The organism is Rhodopseudomonas sp. BR0G17 (assembly GCF_010907025.1).
Lineage (GTDB): Bacteria > Pseudomonadota > Alphaproteobacteria > Rhizobiales > Xanthobacteraceae > Rhodopseudomonas > Rhodopseudomonas palustris_H.
Genome location: NZ_QUML01000019.1, coordinates 1 through 13,450, shown reverse-complemented (window position 1 = coordinate 13,450; position 13,450 = coordinate 1). Strand labels below are relative to the sequence as shown.

At 65.6% G+C, this 13,450-nt stretch carries 11 protein-coding genes; all 11 read right to left on the bottom strand.

The window, feature by feature from the left end; translation table 11 throughout:
• Window positions 1-16 precede the first annotated feature (16 nt).
• Window positions 17-790, bottom strand: a complete 774-nt coding sequence (locus DY467_RS15505) for an ABC transporter permease (RefSeq protein ID WP_164637278.1) — start codon at window positions 788-790, stop codon at window positions 17-19.
• Entirely contained in the window at window positions 780-1,772 is a 993-nt protein-coding gene (locus tag DY467_RS15500; RefSeq protein WP_164637276.1) for an ABC transporter substrate-binding protein, read from the bottom strand. Before DY467_RS15500 ends, DY467_RS15505 begins: the two co-directional genes overlap by 11 nt.
• Before the next feature lie 15 nt (window positions 1,773-1,787).
• The gene (locus tag DY467_RS15495; protein WP_164637274.1) at window positions 1,788-3,647 is read right to left on the bottom strand and encodes a 2Fe-2S iron-sulfur cluster binding domain-containing protein; all 1,860 of its coding nucleotides are present in this window, start codon (window positions 3,645-3,647) and stop codon (window positions 1,788-1,790) included.
• Between the two features lie 4 nt (window positions 3,648-3,651).
• Entirely contained in the window at window positions 3,652-5,649 is a 1,998-nt protein-coding gene (locus DY467_RS15490) for an FAD-dependent oxidoreductase (RefSeq protein WP_164637272.1), read from the bottom strand.
• Window positions 5,650-5,823: 174 nt separating this feature from the next.
• Window positions 5,824-7,533: a methyl-accepting chemotaxis protein gene (locus tag DY467_RS15485; RefSeq protein WP_164637270.1), complete on the bottom strand. Its 1,710-nt coding sequence runs from the start codon at window positions 7,531-7,533 to the stop codon at window positions 5,824-5,826.
• Window positions 7,534-7,537: 4 nt separating this feature from the next.
• On the bottom strand, window positions 7,538-8,629 hold the full coding sequence (locus DY467_RS15480; protein ID WP_107346367.1) for a protein-glutamate methylesterase/protein-glutamine glutaminase: 1,092 nt from the start codon (window positions 8,627-8,629) through the stop codon (window positions 7,538-7,540).
• A gap of 19 nt (window positions 8,630-8,648) precedes the next feature.
• Window positions 8,649-9,491: a CheR family methyltransferase gene (locus DY467_RS15475; protein ID WP_107342392.1), complete on the bottom strand. Its 843-nt coding sequence runs from the start codon at window positions 9,489-9,491 to the stop codon at window positions 8,649-8,651.
• A 162-nt stretch (window positions 9,492-9,653) separates the two neighbouring features.
• Window positions 9,654-11,849 carry a HAMP domain-containing methyl-accepting chemotaxis protein gene (locus DY467_RS15470; RefSeq protein WP_164637268.1) on the bottom strand — a complete coding sequence of 732 codons (2,196 nt, stop codon included), beginning with the start codon at window positions 11,847-11,849 and terminating at the stop codon, window positions 9,654-9,656.
• Between the two features lie 66 nt (window positions 11,850-11,915).
• Window positions 11,916-12,404 (bottom strand): chemotaxis protein CheW, encoded by a 489-nt coding sequence (locus DY467_RS15465; RefSeq protein ID WP_107342394.1) that lies wholly within the window; start codon window positions 12,402-12,404, stop codon window positions 11,916-11,918.
• Window positions 12,405-12,464: 60 nt separating this feature from the next.
• Entirely contained in the window at window positions 12,465-12,935 is a 471-nt protein-coding gene (locus DY467_RS15460; RefSeq protein WP_107342395.1) for a chemotaxis protein CheW, read from the bottom strand.
• On the bottom strand, window positions 12,935-13,450 hold a 516-nt coding region (locus tag DY467_RS15455; RefSeq protein WP_205502424.1), incomplete at its 5' end, for a chemotaxis protein CheW. The genes DY467_RS15460 and DY467_RS15455, both read right to left, overlap by 1 nt.

Genomic DNA, 13,450 nt, shown 5'->3' with positions numbered 1-13,450 from the left:
TGCAGCAGCGGCTCGCTCATCGGCCACCGCTCCGCTCGTCGTCGCGCCATAGCCATAGCCGGCGCTGCAGCGGCTGCAACACGCCGGCATCGACCACGATCAGCACGCCAACCACGACCACCACCCAGACCATCGTCTCGGCGGTGTCGACATGAGCGCGCGCGGTGGCGAGGCCATCGCCGATCCCGCCGGCACCGGCGAGCAGCTCGGCCATCACCGCGACCTTCCAGGACATTGCCAGCGTGGTCACCAGCGCGGGGAACAGATGGCTCAGTAACTGCGGCCCGTACACCTCGGTCAGCCGCGCCGACAGCGGCACCTGGTACACCCGCGCCATCCGGGCCAGCATGCCGTCCAGACTGCGGACGCCCTCCAGCGCCGCGGCGAACAGCATCGGCCCAGTGGCGGCCGCGACCGTCACCACCACCGCCCAGCGGCCGCCGAACCAGAGCAGCGCCATCACCACCCAGGCGATCGCCGGCACCCCGAGCAGAATGATCGCGACCGGCTGCAGCGCGCGCTGCGCTTCTTCGCGCAGGCCGGCAAGCATCCCGGCACACGAGCCAATCAGCACGCCGATGATCCAGCCGAGCCCGGCATTGCCGGCGGTCTCGAGTAGCGCCGGCCCGACCTGCCCGGCCCGGATCATCCGCCACAGCGTCAGCGCCGTGTCGCCGAGCCCAGGCAGCACCAGCGGCCCATATGCCCGATGGCCAATCTCCCACAGCGCCAGCAACAGCGCGATGCCGACGAGGCTCCAGGCCCACGAGATCCGCGCGTTAGCCCGCATAGAATGCCGCGTCCGGCAGCCGGCCGCCGACGACGCCGGGATCGAGCTCCATCAGATTTTTGAAGTACGCTTCGATGTCGTCACGCGCCTGCCGCGCAGCAACGACGTCGAGGCGGACATGCGGCAGCGACGCGGCGATCACTTCGGCCGGCAGCCCGAGCGCCGGCGCAGCAAGCTCGGCGGCCTCGCGCGGATGCGCCGCGATCCAAGTGCTCGCTTCAGCGCAAGCGGTCTGCACGGCGGCGACGATGTCGGGCTGAGTGTTCAGCAGCTCGGTGCTGACTGCGAGCCCGACTTGCGGAATCCGGGGCCCGCGCCCGGTGTGGCGGCCATAGAGTTCAGCGATATCCAGCACCCGATAGACCGGCTTGCCGTCCTGCCTGGCGCGGAGCAGCGCAGTGGTGGCGGCAGGCTCGTGCAACACAGCGACGTCGCTGCGGCCGGCGAGAAACAGCGGCACCGCCTCGCCGGGTGAGCCGACATATTCGCAGCGGACGTCGCGGTCCGGATCGAGCCCGGCCCAGCGCAGCACCAGCCGAAACAACAGGTCTGGCGCTTCATTCTTGTTCGACAGCAGGATGCTGCGGCCGGCGAGATCGGCGACCGACTTGATGGCCGGATCGCGCGCCATCACGTAGAGCACGCCCCAGCTGACGACGTTCAGCATCCGCGTTCCGGCGCCGCGATTGAAGAAATTGGCCGCCGCGTAGGTCGAGGTCGCGAACAGCCGGAACTGTCCCGACGCAATCCCGGCGCGCATCTGGTCGGTGCTCTTCCAGAGCTGAAAGCGAATCCCGGGCGCAATCTGCTGCAGCCGCTCCGACGCGACGGCGCGGACGAACAGCGCCGACGGTGTCGCCGGAATCCCCCACAGCGTCAGCGGCTCGGCGGCGAACGTCCGCGTCAGTCCCAGCGCCGGCAGTGCCGCAAGACCACGCACCACATCGCGCCGATTGGGAACCAGGTGCTGTGGCGGCGACATCCTTTGCGCTCTCCGTCAGTACAGGATCGTGCTCATGGTGAGATCGTCCCAGATCTCCTTGACGGTATGCTGCAGCTCGCGTTTGCGCGAGGCGTAGTGGGTGTGCAGCAGCCGGTGCGCGATCTCGGAATTCGGCGCCTGCAGCAATTCGCGATACAGCGCCTGCACCTGGGGATTGTTGTGCGACTGCCGGACCTTGGCAGCGCGGTCGACATTGTAGATGGTTTCGCGCCGCTTCAGCGCGAGCGGCAGATACTGCTTCTTCGAACGCAGCGACCCGCCGCCGTCGACGCAGCCGCCTGGGCACGCCATCACTTCGATGAAGTCGTAATTGGCTTGCCCGCTCAGCACCGATTCCACCAACCGGCGCGTGTCGCCGAGGCCGTGAACCATCGCGACCTTGACCTCGCCGACCGGGCCGCCGAGATCGACAACGGCCTCGCGCAGGCCTTCAAAGCCGCGAAGCTGCGTCAGCTCGATCCGGTCCAGTTCGCGGCCGTTGACCAGCGCATAGATGGTCCGCACCGCCGCTTCCATCACACCGCCGGTGGTACCGAAGATCGCACCGGCGCCGGAATAAGCGCTGAGGAACGGGCGATCGAACTGCGACGACGGCAGGTCCTTCAGGTCGATGCCCTCGCGCCGCAGCAGACGGGCGAATTCGCGTGTGGTCAGCACCAGGTCGGTCTCGGGCTGCCCGTCGTGAACCATCTGCGGCCGCACCGCCTCGTCTTTCTTGGCGATGCACGGCATGATCGAGATCACCCGGATGCGCTCGGCCGGCACGCCGAGCTGTTCGGGCAGATAGTTCTTGGCGATCGTCGACAGCACCTGCTGCGGTGACTTGGTCGAGGACAGCAGCGGCAGCACGTCCGGATAGTGGATCTCGGCGAAGTTGATCCAGGCCGGACAGCACGACGTGAAGGTGGGCCGCCGCCCCTGTTTCAGCCGCGCCAACAGCTCGGCGCCCTCCTCCATGATCACCACGTCGGCCGCGAAGTTGGTGTCGAGCACAACATCGACGCCGAGCTTGCGGCAAGCGGCGATGATCTGGCCTTCGACGTTGGTACCGGCCGGCAGGCCGAATTCTTCGCCGAACGCCACCCGCACGGCGGGGGCGAACTGCACCACGGTGACGACGTTCGGATCGCAGATGTAATCGAGCGCCCGATCGGTCTCGTCGCGCTCGCCGAGCGCACCGGTCGGACACACCAGCACGCATTGGCCGCAGGAGACGCACACCGAATTCGGGTAGCCGTCGGCGTCGCGCAGCGCCACCATCCGCTCCAACCCGCTGCCTTCGATTGCCAGCGCGTCGATCTTCTGGTGATAGCGGCAGATCGCGACGCAGCGCTGGCAGCGGACGCAGCGCCGCATATCGCGCACCATCGCGGGCGAGCTTTGATCGACCGGCCGCGCCTCGGTCCGCTCGCGATCGAAGAACCGGTTCTGCTGCAGCCCGACGAACTGCGCCAGATCCTGCAGCTCGCAGCTACCGTGGCGGATGCAGGTGGCGCAATCCTGCAGATGATCGGCCATCAGCAGCTCGACCTGCAGGCGCTGCATGTCGCGCGCCTTCTTGGAGCGGGTCTGCACCTCCATGCCGTCACGCACCGGCGTATTGCAGGCTGTGACGATCTGCGGCGTGTCCTTGCCGGCCTGCAGGATCTCGACCAGACACACCCGGCAGGCGCCGGGGGCGTGATCGATGTCTTCCAGTTCGCACAGCGTCGGGATGTAGACGTCGTAGCGCCGCGCGCAGGACAGGATGGTCTCGTTGGCAAAGCCAGCGCAGGCGACGCCGTTGATCGATAGCGTGATCGTCGCTTCGGCGGGATCGCGGGCGGACTGGCTGGCCTGATCGGGCGTGCACATCGCTTCAAGCCGCTCCTTCCGGGATCGGGTGCTTGGTGACGACGGAATAGACGCGATAGCAGCGCATGCAGCGCTGGGTCTCCGCATAGGCGGCGCGCGCGTCGATGGTCTGCTCGACCTCGCCGAACATGTGCTTGCGCAGCTCGGGATCGATTTCGGGATTGTGCACCCGGTAGGCGTTGCGGACCGGCGCTTCGACGATCTCGTTGGCCAGCATATGGTTGTCGGCGATCAGCTTGCGCATCCGCGACCGTTTGAAGAACCGCACCGAGCCGCGCTGGATCCAGTCATCAATGTTGCGCGCCGCCTTCAGGCCGGCGGCCATCGCATAGACCAGCGTCGACGGACCGGTGACGCAATCGCCGCCGGCGAACACGCCCGGCCGCGAGGTGGCCAACACCCGATCGGTCGCGACGCAGCGCCAGCGATCGAACGCGATGCCGTCGCTCTCGATCAGCGGACCGTCCTCGACCTGCTGGCCGATCGCGGCGATCAGCACGTCGCAGTGCATCGCCGTCTCGCTGCCCGGGATCGGCTTCACCGAGCGCCGCCCCCCAGCGTCGGGCTCGCTCGCCTGCATCCTGGTCAGCACCACGCTGGTGACCTTGCCGTGCTCGGTGACGATTTCGGCGGGCGCGCTGAGGACATGAAACTCGACGCCTTCGGCGCGGGCGGCTTCGATCTCGGCCGGATCGGCCGGCATGTCGGCGAGGGTCCGGCGATAGACGACGTGGACCTTGTCGGCGCCGAGGCGGATCGCCGACCGCACGCAGTCCATCGCGACATTGCCGCCGCCGACCACCACCACTTCGCCGCTCAGCACCAATGGGGCGATGCCGTCGACGTGGTCGTGAACCTTGAGCAGGAAGTCGATGCCGCTGAAGTAGCCGGCGTGGGCATTGTCTTCGCCCGTAACGCCGAGCCGGGCGCCTTGCTGACAGCCGAGGCCGAGGAACACCGCGCGGTAGCCGCGCGCGAACAGATCGTCGATCGAGAAGTCACGGCCGAGGCGCTGATCGAACAGGAACCGGCCGCCGAGGTCGACAATAATGTCGGTCTCCAGCGCCAGCGTATCCTTGGGCAGCCGGTAGCTCGGGATGCCGATCTGCGCCATGCCGCCGGCCTGGCTGGCCTTGTCGAAGACATCGACGTGATAGCCGCGCAGCAATAGGTGATAGGCGCAGGAGATGCCGGCCGGGCCAGCGCCGACCACCGCGACCCGCATGCCATCGGCGAGTGGCTTGCGGATCATGTCGCGGGTGAATTTCAGCGCGTGTGGGCCGCTCTGCTGGTCGGCGACGTAGCGCTTCAGCGTCTTGATGCCGACGGCTTCGTCGACGAATTTGCGCCGACAGGCCTGCTCGCAATAGCGGACGCAGACCCGGCCGCAGGTGGCGGCCATCGGGTACTTCTGCAGCAGCACGCCGAGCGAATTCTCCGGCTTGCCGTCGCGGATGTAGTCGATGTAGCGCGGCACGTTGACCTTGGAAGGGCAGGCCTCGATACACGGCGCTGTCACATAGGCCATGCCGTGCTGCGCCGGGATCGGCCGGTGCTGTGCCAGCTCCTGTTCGATCCGTTCGCGAAAATCCCGCAGCGCCGCCAGCAGCGCGACCGCGCAGGTCTGCCCCAGCCCGCACAGCGAGGTCTGCCGGATCTGCTCGCCGAGCATCACGATATCGTCGAGCGTCAGCGCGGCGTCCAGCCCGCGGCGCATCTGATCGAGCGCATCGCGGATCAGCACCGTGCCGATCCGGCAGGGTGTGCAGGCACCGCAAGATTGTTCGGCCGCGGCTTTCAGGTAATGGAATAACGCATCGACCAGCGAAATCGTGGGATCGAACACGAAGAACCCGCGGTCGGCGATGAAGGCGCGGATCGCGTTACCTTCGTCGAACTCATCGAAGTTCGCCAGCGCGTAGTCCGCCGCCCGCGCCTCGGCCGCGCCGGCTCGTGCGTCGTAGGCAACACCGTCCCAAACTCCGTAAACTACCTGCGTCATCCCGACCCCGCCCCAGGGCACCGCCCGCATCGATCAGCTAATCAAGGCTGATTTGCGCTGAAACCGTGATGACACAGATCAGAAATAACCAGTCCGGCCCGACGGGAGACGGGACAGAGTGTCATATTAGCAAGGCGGGGCCGTCGGGGCGGAGCAAAGAAGAAGCGCTAAGCGCTAAAACAATTCGAAATCGCAATCAGTTGCGGCGGGCGCCGCCTGCTTGGTAGCGATTCCAAACGGCAGCAAAAACTGACGATGGACGTCGCGTTCGCGCTCCATCGTGTAGCGGACGTAGAGCTCATCGAGCACGGCTTCGTCCTGATGGCTGAAGGAAGCCCGGCCCAGATCGCCACCGGCTTCTTCAAGGCATTTTGCTACCGCAGGCAGCGTCGAGGCGCTGGAGGCAAGCGATGTCATCTGTTCGCGGGCGCCGTTCATCACCGCGTCGAACTTGGCACCTTCCTCGATCAGCCGGCCGATCAGTCCGCCGAGACGGTCGTTGCCGGCCTCGACATCGTGCAGGGTTTGGAGAATGGCATTCTCCATACTGGTCAGCTTGGTCTGATCGCTGCTCACTCGCGACTTGCGAAGGTCGTCGCCGACCTTGGCGATCTCGCTCAGCAGAGGCCTCAGCCGGGCCGCCGCCCCGGTCATCTGGTCGGCGGTCAACTTCATTTCATGCGCGATCACCACGAAGGCGCGGCCTTTGGCGCCGAGATGGCCGGCGCGAAGCCCGGCATTCATGCCGATCAGCGAGATATCGACCACCGAGTCGGACAAATTTGCGATCGCCTCGCGAAACTTCTCCAGCGTGTTTTCGACTACGCTGAGCGCCTCGTCGATCGAGCGCCCGCCGTCTTCGCACATCGCGATCAGGCTGGAGGCCTGGGCGAGAGTCTGCCGCACCCGCGACAGGAACGAGGCCGAACCGCCCTCCCGGCCGCCATGCAGCGACCGGCCCTTTTCGACCAGTGTCGCGACTTCGGTCAGAATCGTCGACAGCGCCCGGACAATGTCGCCGATACCGGCGTCGAATTCCTGTTGGGTGTCGTGGAGCTGCACCGCTTCGAGATTGACCAGCAGCCGGGGCAGCGGCTGAACCTCGGTCATGTCCGGCACCAAGGTCGGCTCCGGGTCGGCGGCGCGCCGCAGGCCTGCGCAAACATGCTCCAGGCGCTGACGCGTACTATCGCCGGCCTGCAGCGAGATGATCGAGCGCCCAACCACCTCGCTGATGGTGCGCGCACTGCTGCCGGCCAGCTCGGCGACGCCGACGCTGTCGTTGCGCTGGCGGCCGAGATCGGAAAACGCCGACATCAATTCGCCGCCGGAGGCACCAAGCTGCGGCCGGTAGCGCCGCTCGAATTCGCTTTGCCGGCCCCAGGTAGTTTCCACCGCCGCCGCGAGCAACTGCTGATCCTTGACGCAGGCCTCGATCGACGACTGCACGGCCTTGCCGAGATCATACGCCTCGCGGGTGAAGGCGATGAAGCCTTCGCGATCACCCTCGAGCGAGGCCGACTCGATCTTGGCGCTGCGCGCGATCGTGGTGATCATCTCGACGTGCTTGAGCAATTGCTTCAGCAGCGAGCCGGCCTCGGCCACGTTGCGGCGCAGCTGATCGAGCAGAGCGCTTTCCGCCGGCAGCGTGTCGGCGAGGCTCTTCAGGCGGCCCGCGATGTCGCGCAGCGCGCCGGATGCGCCTTCAATCTGCGCCGAAGACAGTTCACGCGCGAGATCTGTAAGAGCCTCATTGAGCCCTTGGAAGATCCCATGGCCTTCGCCGAGCTGGCCGCCGACCTGGGCGAAGGTAGTCTCAATTCGCGACGCAACGAGTTCGATCGACGCAACGGCGTCGGCAATCGGATGTTTCAATCGGGACACAACTTCAATCCGCTGAGGCAGGCTGCTTGGCTTGCTGCCAGGCCATGATCTCGCGCGGGATCTGGTTCAGCGACACCACCTTCTCGACAGCGCCGCAGGCGATCGCTTCCTTCGGCATGCCGAACACCACGCAGCTCTCTTCGTCCTGCGCGCAGGTGTAGGCGCCGAGTTTGCGCATCTCGAGCAGGCCGCGGGCGCCGTCGTCACCCATGCCGGTCATGATGATGCCGAGCGCGTTGGCGCCGGCATATTGGGCGGCCGATCGAAACAGCACGTCCGCCGAGGGACGATGCCGCGACACCGGCGGGCCGTCCTTGATGGCGATCTGATAGCGCAGCCCGCTGCGGACCAGCAGCATGTGCCGGGCGCCGGGAGCGATGTAGGCCCAGCCCGGCAGCACCGGATCGCCGTCCTCGGCTTCCTTGACGTTGATCTGGCAACCGGCGTTGAGGCGCTTGGCGAACGCCGCGGTGAAGCCCTGCGGCATGTGCTGCACGATCAGAATGCCGGGGCAGTTCGGCGGCAGCACTTCGAGCACGTCGTACAGCGCCTCGGTGCCGCCGGTGGAGACGCCGATGCAGACGATCCGTTCGGTGGTCGGACGCGACCGCCCGGCGACCGGCGGCGGGATGATCGCATCCGCCGTCAGCTTCTGTTCGATTACTTTGCGAGCCGCGCGGGGCCGGACGCGCGCGCGGGCCGCAGACTTGATCGCTTCGCGCAGGCGGCCGGAGCTTTCCATCAGCGCCTGGCGGGTATCGATCCGCGGCTTGGGCACGATATCGACGGCGCCGGCCTCGAACGCTTCGAACATCAAGTCCGAGCCTTCCGGCGTCAGCGACGAGCAGATCACCACCGGGATCGGATGCTGCGCCATGATCTTGCGGAGGAACGTCATGCCGTCCATCCGCGGCATCTCGATATCGAGCAGGATGACGTCGGGGAGTTCGTTCTGCAGCCGCTTGGCCGCGACGAACGGATCGGACGCGGTCCCGATCACTTCGATTTCGGGGTCTTCGGCCAAGATGGTGCCGAGGACCTGTCGCACCGAGGCGGAGTCGTCGACGATCAGGACCCGGATCTTCTGCTTCGCCATCTGATGCGCTCCAATCATCCTACAGTTTAAAGACGGTTGGTTGAACCTGCCTTAACTTCGGCAGGGCGCTGTGAATCATCGACTCGGAATGGCCGACCAGAAGGTAGCCGCCCGGTCGCAGATGCGAGCACAGCTGCTCGACGACTTTGCGCTGGGTCGCGCGATCGAAATAGATCAGCACGTTGCGGCAAAAGATGACGTCGACGTCCCGGTCCACCGGGTAGGACGTGTCCATCAGGTTCATCCGCGTGAAATTGGTCAGCCGGCGCAGCTCGGGCACCACCCGCACTTCATCACGGCTGCGGTCGCGCGAGCTCAGGAAGTAACGCTCGACGAACTGTGGCGGCACCGGCGCGGTGACTTCGCGATTGTAGATCGCCGCGGTGGCGACGCGCAGCACGGCGGTCGAGATATCCGTGCCGAGGATCCGGAACTGAAACCGCGACCCGGCCCGCACCATGTCGTCCAGCACCATCGCGGTGGTGTAGGCCTCCATGCCGGTCGAACAGGCCGCACTCCAGACCTTCAGATCGTTGGACTTGCGGTTCGGCAGTTTCAAGAGATCCGGCACCGCGACCGTTCTCAGGAAGTCGAAATGCTGCGGCTCGCGGAAGAAGTCGGTCTTGTTGGTGGTGACGACATCGATCAGATGCGTCAGTTCATCCTCCAGCACCGACTTGTCGAACAGGTTATCGACATACTCGCTGACGCCTGAATAGTTCAGCGCCCGAACGCGTTTGTGCAGCCGTCCTTCGAGCATCAGACGTTTGGCATTCGGCATCTTGATGCCGACCTGGTCTTCGATCAGTTCGGCAAGGGACCGGAATTGCCTGTCGGAAAGCTGGCGTTTGGCGTGGACCATCAAGCTACTCGTCAATTCGGTCCAGCGACCGTTCGTCTCGCATCCAACACCGGCTTCGTCGCGGCACGACGGCCTGCCGGCGTTCCTCGAAGGTGAACGCCCGACCCGGGGCGTTCACCGTTGTTTCGTCCGGGATCGCGGGACCGTGGCCCCGCTCCTCCCTTAGCGCTGGAAGTCAGCGTCGCGATCGTCTTCGCCGTCACCGAGCGCGAAGGCGAAGCCACCACCGCCCGCGGCCTTGAGCTGACGCTGCGGCTTGGCAGCCGGCTTCTTAGTGCCGCGGTCGACCGAAGCCATATGGGCCGCCTTGGCACGAAGCTGGTTGACGGCCTTGTCGATCGTCCCGCCGTGCGCCTTCGACTTGTCCTGGTCGATGCGGAAGAACGCGATGGTCGACTGCAGCTGCTCGGCCTGCGAAGCGAGTTCTTCCGAGGTCGAAGAGACCTGCTCGGAGGCGCTGGCGTTCTGCTGACCGACCTTGTCGAGCTGCTGGATCGCCTGGTTGATCTGCGACGAACCGACATCCTGTTCGCGGCAGGCCGAGGAGATCTCCTGCACCAGCTCCGAGGTCTTCTTGATGTCCGGCACCAGCTTGGCGAGCATTTCGCCGGCTTCCTGCGCGACCTTCACGGTCTCGCCGGACAGTTCGCCGATTTCGGTCGCCGACGCCTGGCTGCGTTCCGCAAGCTTGCGGACTTCCGAAGCGACCACCGCAAAGCCCTTGCCGTGTTCGCCGGCGCGGGCTGCTTCGACCGCGGCGTTGAGGGCCAGAAGGTCGGTCTGGCGAGCGATCTCCTGCACGATGGTGATCTTTTCGGCGATCGTCTGCATCGCGTCGACGGCCCGGCCGACGGCGGCGCCGCTGGCTTCGGCATCCTTGGCGGACTGCGCGGCGATCTTCTCGGTCTGGCTGGCGTTCTCGGCGTTCTGCTTGATGTTCGCCGCCATCTCTTCCATCGACGAGGAGGCTTCTTCGGCCGACGATGCCTGCTCGGTGGCGCCCTGCGACAGCTGCTCGGCGCTGGCCGACAGTTCCTGGCTGCCGGCAGAGACGTTCTGAGCCGCGGTGAGCGCTTCCGACACGATCTGGCGGAGCTTTTCGACCATCTGCTCCAACGCGATGCCCAGGGTGTCCTTCTCCGACAGCCGCTTGGCTTCGATCGTGAGGTTGCCGCGGGCAATCTCGTCGGCGACGCTAGCGGTGGCATTGAGGTTGGCGGTCATCGCGTTCAGCGACTTCACCAGATCGCCGACTTCGTCGTTGCTGGAGACGTCGATCTTCTTGCTGAGATCGCCGATCGCAACGGCGTTGGCGAGTCCCACTGCCTGCGTCAGGCCGCGGCTGATGTTGATGGCGATCCAGAGCGCGGAGGCAACTGCGGCCAGCAGCGACGCAATCACGATGCTGATCAGCAGCAGCTTGGCGCTGGCAGCGTCGGACGCGGCCTGCTCGCTCATCTCGGCCATCGCCTTCTTGACGTAGTTGACGTAGTCGGTCGCAGCCTGGATCGCGACCGTCGAGGTCGCCCGGCCTTCGGTTCCGGCCAGCGCCGCGGCGCGGATGTTGCCGCCTTCCTTGACGATATCGGAAACGCGACCGGCAATCTTGGCGAAGCGCTCGGACTGGCTGGTGATGGCCGACGAGGACAGCCCGACGGCCGACAGCGCTGCGACGCTCTGTTGCGAGCTCGACCGCAGCCGCTCGGTAGCGTCGCCAAGCGCCTTGACGGTGGAGTTCAGGTCTTCGAGGTTCGACGCATAGAACGACAGCGCCAGACTCTTCTGGACCGCCTCACCGTCGGCACGGATCGACAGGATCGAAATCAGCGCCGTCGCGCGCTCAGCCGAGACCGGCAGCTTGCGGGCTTCCGCCAGCGTGCTGTCGACCGCCTCGTTCCAGTCCTTGACAACCGGCAAACCTTCCGAGGTCCAGAGCTGGGCGCCGCGGTTGTTGGAGTTGAGCGTACCGAACTTGATGATCTGATCTTCGGTCGCGTTCATCTTGTCGTACGCGACCGAGAACTTCTCGAGCATCCGCTTGCCGGTCTCGGTGGCGATCGCAGCGATCTCGTCGCGGATGCGCAGCGCATCCTTGCGATACTGCTTCACCTCATCGGCGACCTTCTGCAGCTCCGCGTCGGTCGAGGCGATGATGATGTCTCGCTGGGCACGGGTCTGGTACAGAATGTTGTTCTGCAGTTCGCCGGCCTTGTCGATCCGCTGCGAGCGCGACACCAGGCCTTCCGAGGTCTCAGCCAGTTGCGTCAGCTTGACGTAGGCGATTCCGCCGGTGATGGCGGACAGCAGGATCACGACACCGAAGGCGCCGGCCAGCTTTGCTTTAACAGTTAGTCTCATTTCGAGCTTCCTTAGGGTCGAAGGTTTCGGTCAAACTCACGCAACAACAGATCGCGACCGGGCAGCTCAGGCTGCCAGATCGTTAGAAGGGGCCACGGCAGCGCCGGCCGACATGTCGGTGCCGGCCATTAGGCGTGCCAGATCAAAGATGATGACGAAGCGATCGCCCTTGCGACCGATGCCGGCGATGTAGTCCGACTTCCACTTGCCGCCGACGTCGGGGACCTGCTCCAGCGAGCTCTCCTCGATGTCGGTGACTTCGTAGACGCAGTCGGCGACGAAGCCGACGCCGACGACGCGGCCGGCGACCGGCACGTCGAGAATGATGATGCGGGTCGCCTCGGTCGGCGGCACCGCCGGCAGATCGAGCTTCAGCCGAAGGTCGAGGATCGGATAGCCGGTCCCGCGCACGTCGATCATGCCGAGCATGAACTCCGGCGCGTGCGGCAGCCGGGAGATCGGCCGCATATCGAGGATTTCGCGAACGTTGCGGATCGCCATTCCGAACGTCTCTCCGGCGAGTCCGAGCGTCAGATATTGCGCGGTTTCGGCCATGTCTTCCTCACTTCAACGCTGGTTGGCGGCACGTACTGCCGGATGTCTGACCGAGGGCGCTCAATTCAGGATCCGTTCCATGTTCGGCACGACGACGAATTCATCGCGCCATTTGGTGATGAAGCGGATGTATTCCGGCTTCCAATGCATGCCGACACGCGGGGTCTGCTGCACGTCGGTGCGCGAAATCTCGGTGACTTCGTAGACGCGGTCGGCACTGACGCCGACCAGCACCGCCTCGTTGTCGAGGCGGACTTCGAGCACCACGATGCGGCTGTCAGCGGTGTGGGTTTGCACCGGCATGCCGAAGCGGATGCGCAAATCGGCGAACGGAATGACGTTGCCGCGGACGTTGATCACCCCCGGCACGAACGCCTTTGCGCCGGCGACCTTGGTGGCCGGGATCGGATCGATGATCTCGCGGACGAGGCCGGCGTCGATCGCGAACTTCTCGTCGCCGAGTCCGATCATCACCACCTGCATCGCGTCGGCATCGCCGTCGGTTGCGCTTTGAACCCGATCGTTACTCATCAGGCGGCCTCGCTGATCTGCTTTTCGGACTGGGCTTGGGCGAGGCCGACGAGTTGCACGACGTCGAGGATCAGCGCTGCCGTTCCGTCACCCAGGATGGTGGCGCCGGAGAACATCGTGACGTCGGAGTGCAGCTTCGACAGTGACTTGATGACGGTCTGGTGGTTGCCGATGATCTGATCGGCCACCAAGCCGACGCGGGTCTCGCCGGTCGAGATGATGATCGTCTTCTGGTGCTGGTCCGGTTCGCCGTCCGCGTCGAAGATTTCGCGGAGGCGCAGGAACGGCACGAGGTTGCCGCGGACGTTGAGGAAGTTGCGGCTGCGCGAGCGTTCGTCCTCGGCGGTGAGTTCGACGCACTCTTCGACCGCGGACAGCGGAATGATGTAGCGGCCGCTGCCGACGCGGATCAGCAGACCTTCGATGATCGCCAGCGTCAGCGGCAGGCGCAGCGTGACGGTGGTGCCGTCACCCGGGACCGTCGACAGGTCGATCGACCCGCGCATGTTCTCGAT

What these genes read in the sequence shown, in the direction of transcription:
- DY467_RS15505 (WP_164637278.1), bottom strand. Translation starts at nt 790, where the DNA reads ATGCGGGCTAACGCGCGGATCTCGTGGGCCTGGAGCCTCGTCGGCATC.
- DY467_RS15500 (WP_164637276.1), bottom strand. Translation starts at nt 1,772, where the DNA reads ATGTCGCCGCCACAGCACCTGGTTCCCAATCGGCGCGATGTGGTGCGT.
- DY467_RS15495 (WP_164637274.1), bottom strand. Translation starts at nt 3,647, where the DNA reads ATGTGCACGCCCGATCAGGCCAGCCAGTCCGCCCGCGATCCCGCCGAA.
- DY467_RS15490 (WP_164637272.1), bottom strand. Translation starts at nt 5,649, where the DNA reads ATGACGCAGGTAGTTTACGGAGTTTGGGACGGTGTTGCCTACGACGCA.
- DY467_RS15480 (WP_107346367.1), bottom strand. Translation starts at nt 8,629, where the DNA reads ATGGCGAAGCAGAAGATCCGGGTCCTGATCGTCGACGACTCCGCCTCG.
- DY467_RS15475 (WP_107342392.1), bottom strand. Translation starts at nt 9,491, where the DNA reads ATGGTCCACGCCAAACGCCAGCTTTCCGACAGGCAATTCCGGTCCCTT.
- DY467_RS15470 (WP_164637268.1), bottom strand. Translation starts at nt 11,849, where the DNA reads ATGAGACTAACTGTTAAAGCAAAGCTGGCCGGCGCCTTCGGTGTCGTG.
- DY467_RS15465 (WP_107342394.1), bottom strand. Translation starts at nt 12,404, where the DNA reads ATGGCCGAAACCGCGCAATATCTGACGCTCGGACTCGCCGGAGAGACG.
- DY467_RS15460 (WP_107342395.1), bottom strand. Translation starts at nt 12,935, where the DNA reads ATGAGTAACGATCGGGTTCAAAGCGCAACCGACGGCGATGCCGACGCG.